This window comes from Bacteroides helcogenes P 36-108, assembly GCF_000186225.1.
Classification (GTDB): Bacteria; Bacteroidota; Bacteroidia; order Bacteroidales; family Bacteroidaceae; genus Bacteroides; species Bacteroides helcogenes.
Window position 1 is genome coordinate 2,441,264 of record NC_014933.1, and the last position, 18,481, is coordinate 2,459,744.

General features: G+C 45.3%; 15 protein-coding genes and 1 pseudogene. 11 read left to right on the top strand and 5 right to left on the bottom strand.

Features of this window, described 5'->3' with window-relative positions; all coding sequences use genetic code 11:
• The first annotated feature begins 3 nt into the window (after nt 1-3).
• Both BACHE_RS09890 and BACHE_RS09895 read left to right on the top strand, forming a co-directional pair.
• The gene (locus tag BACHE_RS09890) at nt 4-705 is read left to right on the top strand and encodes a DUF4858 domain-containing protein (protein ID WP_013547560.1); all 702 of its coding nucleotides are present in this window, start codon (nt 4-6) and stop codon (nt 703-705) included.
• Nucleotides 706-759: 54 nt separating this feature from the next.
• A complete protein-coding gene (locus BACHE_RS09895; protein WP_013547561.1) occupies nt 760-1,716 on the top strand; it encodes an NAD(P)H-dependent flavin oxidoreductase in 957 nt (318 codons plus the stop codon).
• Nucleotides 1,717-1,806: 90 nt separating this feature from the next.
• Here BACHE_RS09895 and ald read toward each other — a convergent pair whose 3' ends face one another.
• Nucleotides 1,807-2,913 (bottom strand): alanine dehydrogenase, encoded by a 1,107-nt coding sequence (gene ald, locus BACHE_RS09900; protein WP_013547562.1) that lies wholly within the window; start codon nt 2,911-2,913, stop codon nt 1,807-1,809.
• A gap of 169 nt (nt 2,914-3,082) precedes the next feature.
• Between ald and BACHE_RS09905 the strand changes: the two genes are divergently transcribed.
• The 3 genes from BACHE_RS09905 (at nt 3,083) to BACHE_RS09915 (ending at nt 8,315) form a co-directional block, all read left to right on the top strand.
• Nucleotides 3,083-4,753, top strand: a complete 1,671-nt coding sequence (locus BACHE_RS09905; protein WP_013547563.1) for a M23 family metallopeptidase — start codon at nt 3,083-3,085, stop codon at nt 4,751-4,753.
• Between the two features lie 64 nt (nt 4,754-4,817).
• Entirely contained in the window at nt 4,818-6,461 is a 1,644-nt protein-coding gene (locus BACHE_RS09910) for a C69 family dipeptidase (protein ID WP_013547564.1), read from the top strand.
• Between the two features lie 108 nt (nt 6,462-6,569).
• On the top strand, nt 6,570-8,315 hold the full coding sequence (locus BACHE_RS09915) for a phospho-sugar mutase (RefSeq protein ID WP_013547565.1): 1,746 nt from the start codon (nt 6,570-6,572) through the stop codon (nt 8,313-8,315).
• 240 nt (nt 8,316-8,555) lie between these two features.
• Here the strand turns inward: BACHE_RS09915 and nudC are convergent, their stop codons facing one another.
• Both nudC and BACHE_RS09925 read right to left on the bottom strand, forming a co-directional pair.
• Nucleotides 8,556-9,365 carry an NAD(+) diphosphatase gene (nudC, locus tag BACHE_RS09920; protein ID WP_013547566.1) on the bottom strand — a complete coding sequence of 270 codons (810 nt, stop codon included), beginning with the start codon at nt 9,363-9,365 and terminating at the stop codon, nt 8,556-8,558.
• A gap of 19 nt (nt 9,366-9,384) precedes the next feature.
• On the bottom strand, nt 9,385-10,035 hold the full coding sequence (locus tag BACHE_RS09925) for an HU family DNA-binding protein (protein ID WP_013547567.1): 651 nt from the start codon (nt 10,033-10,035) through the stop codon (nt 9,385-9,387).
• 458 nt (nt 10,036-10,493) lie between these two features.
• Between BACHE_RS09925 and BACHE_RS17580 the strand changes: the two genes are divergently transcribed.
• The 4 genes from BACHE_RS17580 to BACHE_RS17585 all read left to right on the top strand — a co-directional run bounded on the left by BACHE_RS17580 (nt 10,494) and on the right by BACHE_RS17585 (nt 11,767).
• Nucleotides 10,494-10,670, top strand: coding sequence for a hypothetical protein (locus tag BACHE_RS17580; protein ID WP_187289266.1), 177 nt, complete (start codon nt 10,494-10,496; stop codon nt 10,668-10,670).
• A 1-nt stretch (nt 10,671) separates the two neighbouring features.
• Entirely contained in the window at nt 10,672-10,947 is a 276-nt protein-coding gene (locus tag BACHE_RS17030; protein ID WP_245530869.1) for a hypothetical protein, read from the top strand.
• The gene (locus BACHE_RS09935; protein ID WP_245530870.1) at nt 10,940-11,506 is read left to right on the top strand and encodes a BRO-N domain-containing protein; all 567 of its coding nucleotides are present in this window, start codon (nt 10,940-10,942) and stop codon (nt 11,504-11,506) included. The genes BACHE_RS17030 and BACHE_RS09935 overlap by 8 nt, the downstream gene beginning before the upstream one ends.
• A gap of 102 nt (nt 11,507-11,608) precedes the next feature.
• The gene (locus tag BACHE_RS17585) at nt 11,609-11,767 is read left to right on the top strand and encodes a hypothetical protein (RefSeq protein ID WP_187289267.1); all 159 of its coding nucleotides are present in this window, start codon (nt 11,609-11,611) and stop codon (nt 11,765-11,767) included.
• A 108-nt stretch (nt 11,768-11,875) separates the two neighbouring features.
• Here BACHE_RS17585 and BACHE_RS09940 read toward each other — a convergent pair whose 3' ends face one another.
• Together BACHE_RS09940 and BACHE_RS09945 are read right to left on the bottom strand one after the other, a co-directional pair.
• Entirely contained in the window at nt 11,876-13,597 is a 1,722-nt protein-coding gene (locus tag BACHE_RS09940) for a sialidase family protein (RefSeq protein ID WP_148229834.1), read from the bottom strand.
• 21 nt (nt 13,598-13,618) lie between these two features.
• Nucleotides 13,619-14,941: a zinc-dependent metalloproteinase lipoprotein gene (locus tag BACHE_RS09945; RefSeq protein ID WP_013547570.1), complete on the bottom strand. Its 1,323-nt coding sequence runs from the start codon at nt 14,939-14,941 to the stop codon at nt 13,619-13,621.
• 552 nt (nt 14,942-15,493) lie between these two features.
• Here BACHE_RS09945 and BACHE_RS09950 point away from each other — a divergent pair.
• Both BACHE_RS09950 and BACHE_RS09955 read left to right on the top strand, forming a co-directional pair.
• A pseudogene (locus BACHE_RS09950) lies at nt 15,494-17,043 on the top strand (AAA family ATPase).
• Nucleotides 17,030-18,481, top strand: coding sequence for a vWA domain-containing protein (locus tag BACHE_RS09955; RefSeq protein ID WP_041579327.1), 1,452 nt, complete (start codon nt 17,030-17,032; stop codon nt 18,479-18,481). The pseudogene BACHE_RS09950 and the gene BACHE_RS09955 overlap by 14 nt, the downstream one beginning before the upstream one ends.

Here is an 18,481-nt window from a genome sequence, read left to right on the forward strand (position 1 = left end):
CAGGTGAGGATATCTATATCTATATTAGGGCTGCTCTTTGCAGTAGCCTTTCCTCTTTGCGCCCAAAACTGGACGTCGCAGGACTCGTTGAAACTGCAGCAACTGCTAAAAGGGGATGGGGAGGTAAAGCTGAACCGGAATGCTTTGAAAGAGTTGGAGAAGAGTATTCGGGGAGTTCCGGAAATGTCGGTTGATAAGCCTTGGATGGATTTCGATACCACTTTGCCGGCATCACTGCCGGGAGAGCCCAAGAAGCTGATCAGGTTGTCATTGCGTCCTTATACGGCCAATACCAAGTATAATTGGGATCCCGTTTATCAGAAAAAGATTAAAATAGACGAGAATACCTGGCGTGGCGATGAGTTCTATAAACTTAAAACACTTACCATTCCCACCAATTGGGCGAAAAAACCTTCGGATGCGGGTTCGCGTGAAACATTGGAACAGATTGAGGCTACCGGTTTGCGCTATCGGGTGACGGAACGTGCCAACAATATGGCTGTAGGCGGCTGGCAGGGAGCTGATGGTGTTGGAGCCGGCGGGGGTGTTGGAATCGGCGGTTTGGACTTAATGGTTCCTTTTACCCGTGAGTTTTGGAACTTTAAAGGGCGTAAACGCCGTGCCCGCACATTGGAAGTCTTGAAGTTGTATGGCGACTCGACCACTGTCTTAATAAAGCAACCGGTGAAGTTGATAAGTGAATGAACTTTATTTCTTCCTCCTTTGTTTTCATAAGTAATCCTTTAAAATTAAAAGACGATGAATAGGGTAACTTCTCTTTTCGGAATAAGATATCCGATTATTCAAGGCGGGATGGTATGGTGCAGTGGTTGGAGGCTTGCTTCCGCGGTAAGTAATGCGGGTGGTCTGGGCTTGTTGGGAGCAGGTTCCATGCATCCTGATACGCTTCGTGAGCATATTCGCAAATGTCGTGAGGCTACTCATCATGCATTTGGTGTAAATATTCCTTTGATGTATCCGCAGATAGAAGAAATAATGCAGATAGTGGCGGACGAAGGTGTGAAGATTGTATTTACTTCCGCAGGCAGTCCCAAGAAGTGGACGGGCTGGCTGCACGATCGTGGCATAATTGTGGCACATGTCGTCTCTTCTTCACATTTTGCCGGGAAGGCGGAAGAAGCGGGGGTTGATGCCGTAGTTGCCGAGGGATTTGAAGCCGGAGGGCATAATGGAAGGGAAGAAACCACTACTTTGTGCCTTGTGCCTGCTGTACGGGCCGTCACTGCGTTGCCATTGATTGCTGCCGGAGGTATTGCTACCGGCGAGGCAATGCTTGCCGTCCATGCATTGGGAGCAGAAGGGGTGCAAGTCGGCACACGTTTCGCACTGACGGCAGAGAGTTCCGCCAGTAATGCATTCAAGGATTATTGTTTGCATCTGGAAGAAGGCGATACTCGGCTGTTATTGAAAAAGGTATCTCCTGTACGTCTTGTGCGCAACGGTTTTCGCGATGCTGTGGAAGCGGCTGAGGCTACCGGTGCGAATGAGGAGGAACTACGCGTGCTTTTAGGACGTGGGCGGGCCAAACTGGGGATTTTTGAAGGCGACATTGAACAGGGAGAGCTGGAGATAGGGCAAGTCTCTGCTCTGCTTTGCGGAAAAGGGATACAATCAGTATCGGCGGTGATGCAGGAGTTAGTTGAAGAATACGGAAGAGCACGCGAAAGATTCTCTGTTTGCGGAGATAATTGGTAGCAGGGTATAAAGAAAACAGTGCCGAATGATCTGTCAGCATATTCTTACAAAATAGCCGGCAAATCATTCGGCACTGTCGTTTGTTGCACTTTACAGTTTTATCGGATCATATTTCAGCCCGAATACGTCTGCTATGGCTTCATACGTTACTTTTCCTTCCACTATATTCAGTCCCGATGCCAGGGCAGGATCGTCTTTGCAAGCTCTCTGCCATCCTTTGCATGCCAGGGACACGGTGTACGGCAGTGTAGCATTTGTCAGTGCCATGGTAGAGGTGAAAGGTACAGCTCCGGGGATGTTTGCCACTGCGTAGTGTACGATGTCATCTATCACATAAGTGGGCTCACTGTGGGTAGTGGGACGGGAAGTTTCGAAACAGCCTCCCTGGTCTATAGCGACATCTACGAGTACACTGCCGGGTTTCATAATCTTCAGCATATCCCGTGTGATGAGATGCGGTGTCTTATCTCCCGGAATAAGAACGGAGCCGATTACAAGGTCTATATTCGGCAGTTCCGTCTTGATGTTGTGGATGGAAGAATAGAGAGTTTTCACATTCTTGGGCAATACTTCGCTAAGGTAGCGCAGGCGGGGAAGGCTTATATCGGCGATTAAAACCTCGGCGCCCATTCCGGCGGCTATTTGTGCGGCGTTTGTGCCTACTATACCGCCACCCAGCACCAATACGCGTGCGGGACGTACACCGGTAACGCCTCCCATCAGTTTTCCTTTCCCGCCTTGAGGTTTTTCAAGGAAGCGCGCTCCTACCTGGGTGGCCATGCGTCCGGCTACTTCGCTCATGGGCGTGAGCAACGGAAGTGAATGATCCTCTTTCTCTACGGTTTCGTAGGCGATGCAGACAGCTCCGCTTTCAATCATGGCTTCGGTCAATAATTTATCGGCTGCAAAGTGGAAGTAGGTAAATACCACTTGTCCCTTTTTAATCAGTTTGTACTCCGGTGCGATGGGCTCCTTCACCTTGACAATCATGCCGGCGGCGGCATACGTGTCTTCAATGGTCGGTAAGGTCTTTGCACCTGCGGCGATGTAGTCATCGTCAGAGAATCCGCTGTTTGCACCTGCCGAGGCTTGCACATACACGGTATGACCGCGTTTCACCAGTTCGGCTACTCCGGCAGGGGTCATTCCTACACGATTCTCGTTGTTCTTGATTTCTTTAGGTACTCCGATAATCATAACCTTATGAGTTTTAAGGGTTAAACATGGCGCAAGATAGTGATTTATCGGTTTCGGTGTCATTGGTAGAGGGGTGTTTAACAGCAGAAAACAGGCTGTGTGGTGACAAAAAGTTCGAATTTTACATTATCTTTGCACCTATTAAAAAGTGACATTGATTTTGTAAGACATGAAGTATTCTATATTTCTTCCTTTTCTATTTTTTGTAGGCAGTGTGCAGAATGGATATGCGCAAGAGACTTCCAGTACCGGCAAGGTTTCTTTTGCTCCCCCCTTTGATTTTCCCATGACTTTTGCCGGTAATTTCGGAGAGATACGCGCCAATCACTTTCATGGCGGACTTGACTTCAAGACCGGCGGCGTCATCGGCAAACCGGTGCGTGCTCTGGCCAATGGGTATATTTCACGTATTCGTGTGACTCATGGTTCCGGCTATGTGCTCGATGTGGTTTATGACAACGGTTATTCCACCATTTGCCGCCACCTCAGCGCCTTTGTGGGTAAGGTGGCCGAACGAGTGGAGAAACTTCAGTATGAAAAGGAGAGTTGGGAAGTAGAGATTGTTCCTAAACCGGACGAGTATCCTGTGAAGGTGGGGCAGGTCATTGCCCTAAGCGGCAATACGGGATATTCTTTCGGCCCTCATCTGCATTTGGATGTAATTGAAACAAAGACAGGAGATTATGTGGACCCTTTGCCTTTTTTTACGGATAAGGTGAAGGATAACACGGCTCCGCGTGCTGAGGGAATCATACTGTTTCCGCAACCGGGAAAGGGAGTTGTGGAAGGCAGGCAAGCCTGTCAGACATTCCCTGCCAGACCGGTGAAAGCCATTACGGCATGGGGGATGGTAGGAACGGGTATCCGTGCGTATGACTATATGGATGGAGTGCCCAATAAATATGGTGTGAAAACCGTTATCTTGGAGGTGGACGGCAAAGAGGTGTTCCGTAGCGTGATAGACCGCTATGCGTACGATGAAAACCTCTATATTAATTCGTGGACGTATGGGCAATACATGAAGTCTTTCATAGAGCCGGGCAACCATTTGCGTATGTTGACTGCATCCAATGGTAACCGGGGGGTGGTGGAGATCAATGAAGAACGACCCTATCAGTTTGTCTATACCTTGAGTGATGCATTGGGCAATACATCCAAAGTTCGCTTTACCATACAAGGGGAAAAAACGGATATCTCGCCGGTGGAGCACCGTGAAAAGTATGCATTCAAGTGGGATAAAGTGAATTTCCTCCAGGAGCCTGGACTGGAATTGGTAGTTCCTAAGGGGATGCTTTATGACAATGTCTGGCTTAACTATGCCGTGCGGGCTGATAGCGGGGATATTGCTTTTACCTATCAACTTAACGATACACGTATCCCCATGCATGGAGCCTGCGAAATGAGTATAGGCCTGCGATGTCGTCCGGTGGAAGATATGACGAAATATTATGTGGCGGGTGTCACCGCCCGTGGTGGAAAGTACAGCGTTGGTGGAAAGTATGAAGACGGCTCCATGAAGGTCCGTATTCGTGACTTGGCTACTTATACGGTTGCCGTAGATACCATTCCTCCCGAAATCTTTCCGGTGAACAAGGCCCGGTGGGGGAGTAGCGGACGTGTCGTGTTTAAAGCAAAAGACCGGGAAACAGGTATCAGTAGCTATCGTGGTACGATTGACGGGAAATACGCCTTGTTTGGCAAACTGAATTCCATCAGTGGGAATATCGTTTGCGAACTGAACCCGAACCGTGTGAAGAAAGGTGGGAAACATCTTGTAGAGATGACTGTGACGGACGGGTGCGGCAACCGGACGACGGAACGATGGGAGTTTCTGTGGTAGCGGCACTGATTAGGGGAGACAAACATATATGAAAATAGAATCAATAATTAAAAATGACTGAAGTATGAAAAACAAAAGGCTGACTCTTTTCGTCTTATTGGCGGTTGCATCTGTGGTAAATGCCCTGGCTTGTACCAATCTTATTGTAGGCAAAAATGCCTCGACAGACGGTTCTACAATCGTTTCTTACTCTGCCGACTCTTATGGTCTGTTCGGTGAGCTGTACCACTATCCCGCCGGCCTGCACAAGAAAGGTACACTGATTGATATCCATGAGTGGGACACCGGCAAGTATCTCGGCCGTATAGAGCAGGCGCGCCAGACTTACAACGTCATCGGTAATATGAACGAATTTCAGCTTACCATCGGCGAAACGACTTTCGGCGGACGTCCCGAGTTGGTTGATACAACCGGTATCATTGATTATGGAAGTCTGATTTATTTAGGGTTGCAGCGTTCGCGTACTGCCCGTGAAGCCATTAAAGTAATGACGGAGCTGGTACAGGAATATGGATATTACAGCGGTGGCGAGTCTTTTACCATCGCCGATCCTAATGAGATATGGATTATGGAGATGATCGGTAAAGGACCCGGTGTGCGTGGAGCTGTCTGGGTGGCTGTCCGTGTGCCTGATGACTGCATTTCTGCCCATGCCAATCAAAGCCGCATCCATCAATTTAATATGAATGACAAGGAAAATTGTATGTATTCTTCTGATGTTATCTCTTTTGCGCGTGAGAAAGGTTATTTCGAGGGGGTAAACAAAGATTTCAGTTTTGCCGGTGCATACGCTCCGCTTGATTTTGGCGCCCGTCGTTATTGTGAGGCTCGTGTATGGAGCTATTTTAATATGTTTACCGACCGTGGCAATGAGTTTTTGCCTTATATATTGGGTGAGACAGATACTCCGATGCCGCTTTTCTTGAAACCGAATCGTAAAATCTCCGTTCAGGATGTCAAGAACGCCATGCGCGACCATTACGAAGGAACTCCCCTTGATATCAGCAAGGATTTCGGAGCCGGACCGTTCCATACTCCGTACCGTCTTTCTCCTCTTTCTTTCAAGGTAGGTGATCAGGAATATTTCAATGAACGTCCTATTTCTACCCAGCAAACAGGATTCGTATTCGTTGCCCAAATGCGTTCTGAACTACCCGATGCCGTTGGTGGTGTATTGTGGTTCGGTACGGATGATGCCAACATGACGGTGTTTACTCCTGTATATTGTTGTACGGATAAAATCCCCGCATGCTACACCCGGGTGGACGGCGCCGATTACATTACTTTTTCCTGGAACTCCGCTTTCTGGATTTTCAACTGGGTGGCCAATATGGTTTATCCCCGCTATGACCTTATGATTAATGATGTTCGTGCCACTCAGACAGAGTTGGAGACAGCCTTCAACGAAGCGCAGGAAGGCATTGAGGCTACTGCCGCAAAACTATTGGAGAAAGACCCCGCTAAAGCAAAAGCCTTCCTTACAAATTATACAAACATGACGGCACAAAGCACTTTTGATACTTGGAAGCGCCTTGGCGAATTCCTTATCGTGAAGTATAATGATGGTGTTGTCAAGCGTATGAAGGAGGGGAAGTTCGAGCGTAATGCCATCGGCCAGCCTGCCGGAGTCATCCGTCCGGGATATCCCAAGGAATTTCTTGAAGAATACGTCAAGCAAACGGGAAATAGATACAGAATACCTGAATAAGCCTCTTGCACAGATTGTGCCGGCTATTTTAGGATATTCAAACTTATTATCCTACATTTGTGTCTTGGCAAAGACGTTTATATTAATCTTTAAACAAAATATGGTCTTATGGAAAATAAGGAATTGATTAAGCAGGTCACTGAGAAAGCTGAAAAATGGCTTACCCCGGCTTATGATGCCGAAACTCAGGCAGAGGTGAAACGGATGTTGGAAAACCCCGATAAAACAGAACTGATAGACAGCTTTTATAAGGATCTGGAATTTGGAACGGGCGGTTTGCGTGGCATAATGGGAGCCGGAACTAACCGCATGAATATATATACGGTGGGTGCTGCCACACAAGGACTGTCCAACTATCTGAATAAATGTTTTGCAGGCAAAGGACAGATTTCCGTAGTAGTAGGTCACGACTGCCGTAATAACAGTGATAAGTTTGCCCGGATTTCTGCTGATATTTTCTCGGCAAACGGCATTAAAGTATATCTTTTTGATGACTTGCGCCCTACTCCCGAAGTATCGTTTGCCATCCGCCACTTTGGTTGCCAAAGTGGAATTAACATTACCGCCAGCCATAATCCGCGAGAATACAACGGTTACAAGGCTTATTGGGATGACGGCGCTCAGGTGCTCGCTCCACATGATACGGCTATTATTGACGAAGTAAATAAAGTGACCGTCAGCGATATTAAATTTAATGGCAATAAAGAGCTTATCCAAATTATCGGCAAGGAAGTTGATGATATTTATCTGGATAAGGTTCATTCCATATCTATCGATCCGGAAGTCATCAGACGTCAAAAGAATCTCAGTATTGTCTATACTCCGCTTCATGGTGCGGGCAGAGTGCTTATTCCCGATTCGCTGAAAGAGTGGGGATTTGAGAACATCAATTGCGTGCCCGAACAGATGGTGAAGGACGGAAACTTCCCGACAGTGGTTTCTCCGAACCCGGAAAACGCCGAAGCGCTTTCTATGGCCATTGCATTGGCTAAGAAGATTGACGCCGACATCGTGATGGCAAGTGATCCGGATGCTGACCGTGTGGGGATGGCTTGTAAAGACGACAAAGGTGAATGGGTACTTATCAACGGTAATCAGACTTGCCTGATTTTCTTGTACTATATCATCAAGAACCGTATTGCGATGGGCAAGATGAAACCTGATGATTTTATAGTGAAGACTATCGTAACGACTGAACTGATAAAAGCCGTTGCAGACAAGAACAAAATAGAGATGCGTGATTGCTACACCGGTTTCAAATGGATTGCCCGTGAAATCAGGTTGAGTGAAGGCAAGCAGCAATATATCGGCGGCGGTGAAGAAAGCTACGGCTTCCTGGCAGAAGACTTTGTGCGTGACAAAGATGCCGTATCCGCATGTTCTTTGCTGGCTGAGATTTGTGCTTGGGCAAAGGATCAGGGTAAGACCTTGTATGAGGTTCTGATGGATATTTATGTGGAATATGGTTTCTCCAAAGAGACAACTGTAAATGTAGTGAAACCCGGCAAGAGTGGTGCGGAAGAAATCAAGGCAATGATGGATAATTTCCGCGCCGATCCTCCGAAAGAGATAGGAGGTTCTAAAGTCACTCTGATTAAAGACTACAAGACTCTGAAGCAGACTGATGTTGCCACAGGTAAGACAAGCGATTTGGATATGCCGGAACCATCCAACGTTTTGCAATACTTCACCGAAGACGGTACTAAAATCTCTGTCCGCCCTTCGGGCACGGAGCCGAAGATAAAGTTCTATATGGAAGTGAAAGGCGAAATGGGATGCCCCAAATGCTATGCCGGAGCCAATGCTGATGCAGAGGAAAAAGTGGAAGCAGTACGCAAGTCACTCGGCATTTAAGAAGATTTGATTCTTAATGTAAATAAGGTGCAAGCGGCAGGAGGCCGCTTGCACCTTATTTCATATCTAAAAAGTCCATGTAGCTTGTCCTTTCTGTTCATTGTTGAGCCCTGGTTGTAGATTAGACGCAACATATCACAGAATACTGTAAGAAATGATTGTGAAAAAGGTTAATCGTAAAAAAGAACTTTTCCGTCCCTACTAAGTTTTCTTTATCTTCCTCTACTGAAACTTAACTCTTTAATTGTTGTTCTCCAGCCACCAGTCAATCAGTCTCCGGGCAATGCTCAGCTTGCGTGGAATTTCAGGCAGGTTTTCTTTGGAATAGAATGCACCCGCACTTAGTTCGTCGTCCTGCAACTTGATTTCCCCGCTTTCGTAATCGGCTATAAAACCCACCATCAGCCCGCTGGGATAGGGCCAGGGCTGGTTGCCGAAATAAGTGATGTTCTTCACCTTCAGTTCCGTCTCTTCCATGACTTCCCGTTCCACGCATTCTTCCAGCGTTTCGCCCGCTTCGAGGAATCCCGCCACCAGTCCATAGAAGGTTCCCCGGAAGTTGCGGGCATGCACCAGTAAGATTTCCTTTCCTTTCCGTATCAGTACAATGATGGCGGTGCTGACAGGCGGGTACATTTCGTTTCCGCATTCCGGGCATTTCTTCATGATAGGTGTCTGCTGCTCCATGCGTGTGCCGCATACGGGGCAAAAGCGGCTGTGCTCGTCCCAGTAGAGTATCTGGAACGCTTTTCCTGCCGAACGGTACTCGTCCGTAGTGATATATTCATACGAAGCCCGCAATCCTATCATTATCCACTCGTCCGTTTCCATTATCGGTTTTTTGACGGCAAATGCGCGTACTTGCTTGCCGCCCGGTGGGAACACGTCGTGTATCTCTCTTTCTGCCTCCGGTTTCAGCGGCGGCTCTGTGCCGACGGGCACACTGTATTTTATCTCTCCTTTTTCTGTATATCCCTTTCTTAGCAGCAATTGGTCTTTGAAGAAGACGAACCACTGCGTGGCGGGCTTGATTTCTGTAGAATCTTCCATTTCCTTTTTGTCTATTTGTTTATGAATGAATCGTGTTCTCTTGTGCGGGCATCTCCTCTTGCCGGACATAGACCGTTGATTTTCCCATTCCGCGTCGGCGCAAGAATCCTTGCACGATGAATTTGTTCAGCTCGTCTATGGCGGCATGTCTCGTCAGCCCGCTCAGCCGGATGTACTCATTCTTGTTGATGCACACGTTCTGTTGGAGGAACAGTGTTAGCTTTTCCTTTCTCATCTCTTCCGTGGTGGCTTTCCCATTCTTCGGCTTCTTTGTGGCGGAGTGTGTGCGTTCCAGCGTCATGGCACTTTTGATGTTTCTGCGAAAGGTGCTGCTGATGCGCAGGTGTACGTTTTGGAACCGGACGGATTCGGAACGGATTTTCTTTTTCTCGTCGTCGGTTTCCCGCAGACACTTCAGGGAAGTGCTGAAGAATCCGAGTTCTCCCAGTTCCACGATGTTTCCGTCGGCCAGCAAGTCGCACAGATCGTCGATGCAGGCATCCAATGCGGCTCCTATCATGTTCTTGGGCAGGTGTTGGAACATGGCTACATGCTCCACAAATTCTTTCCGGGTATAAGTCCTCTTGGGGCAGATACGTGCATGAAGTGATTTCTTGTCTTCTTTTCCGTCGGGCGAAGGCGTTTCATAAAGGTCGTAATAGGCGCTCATAAGATACTTGCTTTTGTTTGTTGCGAGAAACTATCTTCTCCGTTTCGGCGATTAATTTCTGTCGCTAAGTGAACTAATATTTTACTTACTAAAAACTAATCGTCCCATGTCTGTTGCATTATCGTCCGACAACTGTATAACAATCGTCCGACAACTGTTGGACGAAAAGAAAACAGACATGGGACGATTAGTTCTTAGTAAGCAAAGATATAAAATATAGTGGTACGGAAGGTAGTGTTTTGGGAGGTATTTTTTAGTTTATGGTGAATTTGTAGATAGAAGTTATAAAAAGAAAATCCCCCGTTGAAGGACGAGGGAACCTAATGTTTTCACAACGGAATAATCCTTATTGTGATTTGCTTCATTTTAGTTTGGCAAATGTAGAAATAAATATGGAAAAACAATGCTTATATCAATAAAAAAAATATCTTTGAGAAAAAAATTCAAAATATGGTACTATGAAAACGATACTTGGATTAGATTTGGGAACCAATAGTATAGGGTGGGCTGTAATAAATTCTGTAATTAATGAACAAGTCGAACGGATTTGGATAGAAATGGCAGGGAGCAGAATTATTCCGATGGATGCCGCTATATTAGGGGATTTTGATATGTGTTTGGCTATCTCCCAATGATTTGGTATATCTGCCAACTGAAGAAGAACGGGAATTTGGTAGGATAAATGAACCGTTAGATAGGGGGAGGATTTATAAAATGGTTTCATCTTCTGGTAATCAATGCTTTTTTATACCTCAAAGTATATCAAATGCTATTATTCCCGCTAAAGTATTGGGGGCTAATAATAAAGCTGAAAAATCGTGGGATGGTGAAATGATAAAGAATATTTGTATTCCTGTTAAAGTAGATAGATTAGGTAACGTTATTAAAATAAAATATAAAACAAATGAGTAACATTAAATTGTTTCGAGATAAAAAAATCCGTTCTGCATGGGACGAAAAAGAGCAGCAATGGTACTTTTCCGTTGTAGATGTAGTGGAAGCACTAACTGATAGTGCTGATCCAAAGCAATATATAAAGAAGATGCGTTCAAGAGATGAAGCGTTAAATTTGAACTGGGGTACAATTTGTACCCCAGTTCAAATGACGGCAGAAGACGGTAAGAGAAGAAAGATTCAAGCAGCAAATATAAAAGGACTATTTCGTATCATTCAATCTGTCCCTTCTGCTAAGGCTGAGCCTTTCAAACTTTGGTTGGCGCAGGTGGGCTATGAGCGTGTGCAGGAAATTGAAAATCCGGAATTGGCCCAAGAGCGAATGAAAGAACTTTATGAGCAGAAAGGTTATCCGAAGGATTGGATTGACAAACGTTTGAGAGGAATTGCCATTCGTCAGAATTTGACGGATGAGTGGAAAGAAAGGGGAATTACGGAGAAGAGTGATTATGCCATTCTTACGGCTGAAATTTCTAAGGCAACGTTTGGACTGGCTCCTTCAGACTATAAGATATAACCTCAAGAAGATGCTTCCCCACATTCACTATTGCGCTTATGAGGAAATCAGCTATCGAGTAGAGAAGATGCGCTTTGTTACCAAAGGAGACAAAACCGCTAAGTGAAAATAGACCCTGCCAGTGGCATCACCAACAATCCCAACAACTGGGCTGCGGAACATAACGATGAGAAATACATCTTCAATCTCTTGCTCCGCATCATCAATCTCAGCCTTCAGGCGGTGGAGATAGTGAAGACATGGCCCAAGCAGAGTCTCTGACGAGTGAAACTTTTTTTCTGTATAACATAAGGACGTAAGGGATTGAAATAACACTTCGCTGCTTCGCTGGGCACGAACGGGCATTTCGACAAGCGCAGAGTGTCTGTTCTATTCTGTTTCATTAGCTTCAACGCTTCCCACCACAAATCCGGTGTCAGTTGGTGATGTGGAGCTAAGGAGGTGGAGGTAGAATAGGCCGTGGGCAGAGTCGTTGTTTAGATGGAGGCGCTGACGTAGCTTACCATCGACAAAAACTTTTGCTTTTTTGTCTTTGCAGTCAATATTCCATTTTATTTCAATGATGTGGAAAGCATCATCGCTAATTTTTAGTGTTTTGCGGTTGAGAGTTACATAATAAGGAGCAAAAAGTGCGGCTGTTGAATCGGAAGGATTGAACCATCTGTCATTAAGTATCAGTTTACCATTGTCGTTCCCCCTTTTAAGACGAACAGATATTTTCAGTTTTCCCTTTCTAAGAGCAGGGAAGTTCCATACGCCACCCGCTTGAGGTGAGAGAACATTATCATTTGTCAGTCTTTTAATTTCTATACCCTCATGCGTAAGTGTGCATCCGGGCAGACGGTTGTATCCGCAGTGCCCTTTAATGCCTTTAAGATAGCTGAACGTGCTCCACTTATCCAGACTGTCCGAAGGTGTCCACTTGCGGTCTTTAGCATAGAGCCATTGCTTGTCCATTAAGAGCAGTTTGCGATGAAGGTGATGCTGGCCAACAGAGAAAAGTAGTTTGCCCGGCGCGACTTCCACCACCTGACTTTGGTGTAATCCCTTGTCCATTCCGGCTTGCGAAGCAAAGTCGGCAGCATTTCTTCTGTCATCAAGATAAAGTTCGCGAAAGCCCTGCCACGTTTTGCCATCGTCATCGGAAATAGCCGTGTGAATAACGGTACGGTTAGTAAAAACATCTTCCCACACACCATTGGTATTGCCTACTTCGGGCAAAGGTGTTGACATAGAACCTACGAAGAGTAAACAGCCATCGCTCAGTCGGGCAAGGGTGGGCATAGTGATAGTGCCATAGAAAGGCGAAGGTGTGGCCTCTTGCCATGTCAAACCACCATCATTAGAAAACGATTGATAGTAGCAGTCTTGAGATGTGCGTATGAGCATCCACAGACGTCCATCGTTGAGTTCTATAATTGACGGTTCGGCAGCACCATGATTCCATCGCTTACCTTGATGAATGCCTCCACCCGTGTGGTCGGGCGTTGACACATACGATGAACGTTGCCACGTTTTGCCGTCGTCTGTCGAAACGTAGGTGAAGCATACTTTGGGCAGATGAGCCTGAAGGCCATAATGAGCACCTACCACTACACGACCGCTTTTCTTTAAGAAAACAGGAGGCTTACACATGATAGCGAGAGTATCTGAAATCTTTGTTATGGTTCTGCCGCCATTGAGTCCGCCATTGGTTCGTACAACGTATGTGCCCATTCCTCCCACGCCAATCATACGTACAAACTCGCCGCTTAGCGGACTTTGAACGTCAGCATATGGGATGTCTTTAGATATATTGATTTTTTTCCAAGTATGCCCGCCATCTTTACTGCTTAGGTAGAAAGAACCGGCCTCGGCCTGTTCGCCATAATTGTAATGACGCACCTCGCCATTAGGCAAAATCGACAGTCCGATATAAGCGTCGCTTGGAGGAATCCCCACCACTCGCGGAGCCAGACTATCGACCTTGTGAGCCTGAATGGAACAATTGCTGCCTAACAGCATTAAGCATATACTTAGATGGGTGAGAGAGCGTCTGCGAACTTTGAAAAAAGAATGGCAACGCTTAGCGACATGAATGGTTGTTGACATGGTGTTGTTATAAGCAATGACTTATTTGATTGTACGGATAGGTAAGTCCACAAGCCCTTCGGGAGCTGTACGTGTGGCAGCCGTCTCTTTCTTGGGTCCCGGTATCAGCGGGCTGTAATTCAATACGTGGCGGATGCGTTTGCATTGGTCGGGAGTGAACTGATCGCCCCAAGAGATTGCGTAGTCCATGATATTGTGCGATACAAATGTCTCGTCGGTCAGGCAGTTGGTACGCATTGCCAGATAGCTGAATGTGAAATTTTCCGGTTCGTTCATTGCGATATACATGTAATCTGCATCGTATTTTACTTTATTATAAGTAGGTGTATCTTCGCAATAGTCGGAATCGATGCAGCCGTCGTATGTGCTGTGTTCATTTTCGGAGAATGCGTGGTAAAGTCCGAGATAATGCCCTAATTCATGAGCCAATGTAGTGGTGATATCGGCATTGGAATATGTTGTTTCCGTACTTTCTTCATTGATGAATAGGCTGTTGATAGATACGCAGTGAGGATATTTCAGGTTTTTTAGCTCCAGATATGCCTGGCTTATCTCTTGGAGTCCTGCCAGACTGTTTCCCCCTTTTTGTGTATAAGGAAGATAGGAGATGCCTAAAATTGTGATATCGGAGGTGGGGTCTTCCGTAAAGTTATAGACCATAATATTGATGTAGGAGTTCGGTTCCCACAAATATTTCACATGTTTTCCTGTCTCGTCATTCATGAATGTCTCGCAGTCTATCGGATAGTTTTCAGGCCATGAAATGTATTCCACTCCCGGCTGCAGCATTGTCTTTCCGTTCGGGTCGGTGGTGGCAAGCGTGAATGTCAGGTTCATATCTACACTCTGCATCTTGCTGTTTTGGTAAAGATTGTTCACTACATCCAGTATATGTGTCAGACGACTTTGGCTGACATATTGGAGAGGATCGGACTTGTCTTTGTAGAACACATGAAAGATTACGGGTACTTCGTAGTGATACTGCTCTATTGCAATATTTCCAGCAGCTTGGGTAATTTCTATCTTCTTGCTTGTTCCGCTACTTGTTGTCGGTGTTACCGTTATCGTGGCGTTTCTTTCTTTGTTGTCTGTATTGACACCTATTTGTATGACTAATGTCTGATTGCCGGAGCCTGTACTTGGGGTGACGGTGCACCAGTGGACGTTTTGGGACACTTGCCATTCCATGTCGCTCGTAACATTGATTCTCAGTGTCTCTCCTTCATTGCTTACATTGCTGAATGAAGATTGAGACAACTCCAGATAATCGATTTCATTGTCATCTTTGCAGCCGTGTAAGATAATGCTTGTCATGACGACCAAAAATAAGATTTTTAGGTTCATTGTTTTATATATTATTTATTTTAATATGCTTTGTAAAGAAAATGTTTGTTGAGCCGTAAATATGAAATTTCCGGCAATAGAGAAAAGAACAGGTTTTATTTCTATTTTTTGCTTGTTCTTGAACCGGAAAGACATCTGTTTGATTCTTCTAATGCCATAATTCTGTATTTTTAATCGTTCAATTTTCCTTTTAGTCCGAGCCAGACAGTAATTAAAATACCAACTGTGATAATAATGAGCACAAAGCCCAAACAGCCGGAAGCTCCACAGCATAGTACGAATATAAGAATAAGCCAAAGTAAACAACCTAATGTCATTTTTTTTGTTTTTTTAGTACGTTTCAAAATTCTATATGGTTCAAAGATACGAAAATAAAATAATTTGCATGTCGTATCAATGATATTTATAAGATGCATGAATTGAGAATAGATTAAAACTGTGCAAAAGCGTTAGATATGTGTAATAATATTTCGTAGATGAGTCACAAAGCCGATATAATGCTTATCTTTGTGCTTCCTGTTTTGATAAATGTTTTAAGAAAGCAGTAATGGAATGGAAATAAAGAAACGCATACAGCTTGTGTTGGCTGAAATGAATCGTGGAGTCTATGAGAAGGAAACTGAGATAGGATTGTCTCTGCTGGCAGCCTTGGCGGGTGAGAGTGTTTTGCTGTTGGGGCCTCCGGGAGTTGCCAAATCTATGGTGGCACGTCGGTTGAAGGAAGCTTTTGTCAATGCAAGGGCATTTGAATACCTGATGTCCCGTTTTTCCACCCCCGATGAGATTTTTGGCCCGGTAAGTATCAGTCGGCTCAAGGATTCCGATAAGTATGAACGGGCAACTGATGGTTATTTGCCTACGGCAGATGTTGTTTTTCTGGATGAAATATGGAAAGCCGGACCGGCTATACAGAATACATTGCTGACGGTTATCAACGAAAAACTGTTTCGTAATGGAGATAGGGAGTTAAAGTTGCCTTTGAAATTGCTGATAGCGGCAAGTAATGAATTGCCTGCACAGGGAGAGGGATTGGAGGCATTGTGGGATCGCTTTCTTATTCGTGTTGTCTGTACTTGTGTGAAGGAGGAAGAAGCATTTTATAAGATGCTTTTGGATGATGACACAGAAAATGGAAGGCAAGTCGGTGAGTGGCAGATTTCGAATGAAGAATATGTAGAATGGCAAAAACAAATAAGAGAGATTTCGGTCCCTTTTGAAATTCTGTCGTGTATTACAGCAGTTCGTGTGGCATTGAAGAGGATTAGGGTGCAGGATTCTGAGGTTTATAGGGATGTATATGTCAGTGACCGCCGTTGGAAGAATATTGTCCGTTTACTGAAAGCTTCTGCTTTTGTACATGGGCGTAACGAGGTATGTATCACAGATTTGTTGCCAGTTTATCATTGTTTGTGGAATGAGCCGGATGAACGTAATGAGATCCGGCAGATTGTTATTCAAGCTTTATTTGTGCTTTACGTGAAGGAAATAGCCTCTGTTACATCCTCTCTGAAGTCCGACCTGAGGGTAAGCAGGGTACGCGAAGCACTTGATAAAGCACGTGCGGGGGGGATCATCGGGATGATGATTTGCTGATAACTGATCATTTTTATTATCAGGTGGAGAATCATGGAACAGGCAATACTTACATTTTTATTGTGGATTATAGGAATATGAAAGAATATGATGCCCGAAATGCTCCTGCCATGGGAGTGATGTATGCTGATCCGTCGGATTCCAAACGGACAATCATTCGTGCTTTCTCCGATATCGGTCAGATGAAGGAGGACAGCGCCGAGCGTGTCACACTTTATCGGGATGATAAACATCTTTATATTAACGGTGTACGTTTTCCTATGAGGCGCTTGAAGCGGGGAGAAGAACAGCAATTGCTGTTTGGAAATCTGTCTGTAACTGATCGGGATTATGAAACGGAGTTGGAAAACATTGCCGGAAATATAGACAAACAAGTGAAAGACTTGTTTGAGAATATCTTTGCCGGTGAAGATGACAGGAAAACTGTGGCGCAATATGTGGCAGCCATCCGTAAGGAAATAGCTTGGGCACGTGTGGATGTGCGGAAATTGAGATATGGCGATGAGTGAAGGCCGGTATGACGCTGCTTTCTACGTGCAGGTACTGGATAGGTTTGTCAAGACCGGAGAGTGTGCTGCGGTGGATTCTGAACCTTTGTATGCTTATCTGCTTTCTGTAATGAATGATACTGCGGTGAGAATACAAGTTTTGAACGATGACATCTGTGCCCGTGTCTTTTATGACACCATGATACAGTTTGTCCAATTGAATCTGGAAAAGGAAAAGTATAATTTGCAGAAGAATCAGTCGGAACAGAATGGGATGAAGCTTGTTCTCGAATGGTCGATGACGAAACGGAAAGACGGTTGGCAGGCATTGGTGCAGTATATTGCCGATAAATATCAAGACTATGGCTTCGATCAGCGTTTTTATCAGGGGCAGTTTGGCAATGAGGGGAAATATGCGGATAATGAAATCTGGGAGAAGATGGTGGATGATTGGAAAGGAGCTTTTCGATTGAAGATGCAGGATCGGAAAGAAAGAGAAATAGAATTCCGTAAAGATGCTCTTGAACGGAGGTTACGTTCTAATCTGAAAGAAATCCCGGAATATCTTCGCCGGAACCGGATAGAAAAGGATGAATTTTTTCAGACATGGGGAATGATGTGTGGGATGTGGAACTCCATAGACTTTGAACGAATACGGAAAATAGTCCATATTCAAAAGGCTTATCCGGAAATAGTGAAGGTGACCCAGTGTATGGGACGCATTGCCGACGATGAGGGCGCAGAGCAGATGTATGTGACGGAAGGGAATGTCTATAAACTGGAACACTCTTCCAAATGTGACATTCTGGGTATCACAGTGGGGAATAACTTGAATGCGTTGCTGCCCATTGAACTGGTTCACTGTGCCGATGACGAACTGACGGACTTGTTTGTTTATAAGTTCCTTACCCGCAAACTTCAGACATTCCGCTATAAGTCCGAAATCATGCAACCGGCCCAACGGCTTGAAGCCAAACCTGCCAGGCAGAAAGGACCGATGATTGTTTGTCTGGATACTTCGGGAAGCATGGAGGGGAAACCTGAAAAGATAGCCCATTCTCTGCTGATTAAATTATTGGAAATAGCGGACAGACAGCAACGGGACTGTTTTCTGATAGCATTTTCTGTATCTATCCAGCCGATTGATGTCCGTAAGGAACGGGCGAGGCTGCTTGAATTTTTCTCAAAAACCGCTTGTGGAGATACGGATGCCACGAAAATGCTGGAAGCTACATTCCGTTTGCTCAAATCGAGCAGGAAATATATGAATGCAGACGTTTTGTGGATCAGTGATTTTAAGATACCTCAGTCTTCATCTGCTCTTATGGATAAGATTCAGGAATGCCGGGAGGAAGGTTCCCGCTTCTATGGTTTGCAGATTGGGATAGCTGAAAATGAGTGGACTCCTTTCTTTGATCGTATTTATCGGATTGGCTATACTCCCTCCCGGACTTTGTAA

What these genes read in the sequence shown, in the direction of transcription:
- BACHE_RS09895 (WP_013547561.1), top strand. Translation starts at nt 760, where the DNA reads ATGAATAGGGTAACTTCTCTTTTCGGAATAAGATATCCGATTATTCAA.
- ald (WP_013547562.1), bottom strand. Translation starts at nt 2,913, where the DNA reads ATGATTATCGGAGTACCTAAAGAAATCAAGAACAACGAGAATCGTGTA.
- BACHE_RS09905 (WP_013547563.1), top strand. Translation starts at nt 3,083, where the DNA reads ATGAAGTATTCTATATTTCTTCCTTTTCTATTTTTTGTAGGCAGTGTG.
- BACHE_RS09910 (WP_013547564.1), top strand. Translation starts at nt 4,818, where the DNA reads ATGAAAAACAAAAGGCTGACTCTTTTCGTCTTATTGGCGGTTGCATCT.
- BACHE_RS09915 (WP_013547565.1), top strand. Translation starts at nt 6,570, where the DNA reads ATGGAAAATAAGGAATTGATTAAGCAGGTCACTGAGAAAGCTGAAAAA.
- nudC (WP_013547566.1), bottom strand. Translation starts at nt 9,365, where the DNA reads ATGGAAGATTCTACAGAAATCAAGCCCGCCACGCAGTGGTTCGTCTTC.
- BACHE_RS09925 (WP_013547567.1), bottom strand. Translation starts at nt 10,035, where the DNA reads ATGAGCGCCTATTACGACCTTTATGAAACGCCTTCGCCCGACGGAAAA.
- BACHE_RS17580 (WP_187289266.1), top strand. Translation starts at nt 10,494, where the DNA reads ATGAAAACGATACTTGGATTAGATTTGGGAACCAATAGTATAGGGTGG.
- BACHE_RS09935 (WP_245530870.1), top strand. Translation starts at nt 10,940, where the DNA reads ATGAGTAACATTAAATTGTTTCGAGATAAAAAAATCCGTTCTGCATGG.
- BACHE_RS09940 (WP_148229834.1), bottom strand. Translation starts at nt 13,597, where the DNA reads ATGTCAACAACCATTCATGTCGCTAAGCGTTGCCATTCTTTTTTCAAA.
- BACHE_RS09945 (WP_013547570.1), bottom strand. Translation starts at nt 14,941, where the DNA reads ATGAACCTAAAAATCTTATTTTTGGTCGTCATGACAAGCATTATCTTA.
- BACHE_RS09955 (WP_041579327.1), top strand. Translation starts at nt 17,030, where the DNA reads ATGGCGATGAGTGAAGGCCGGTATGACGCTGCTTTCTACGTGCAGGTA.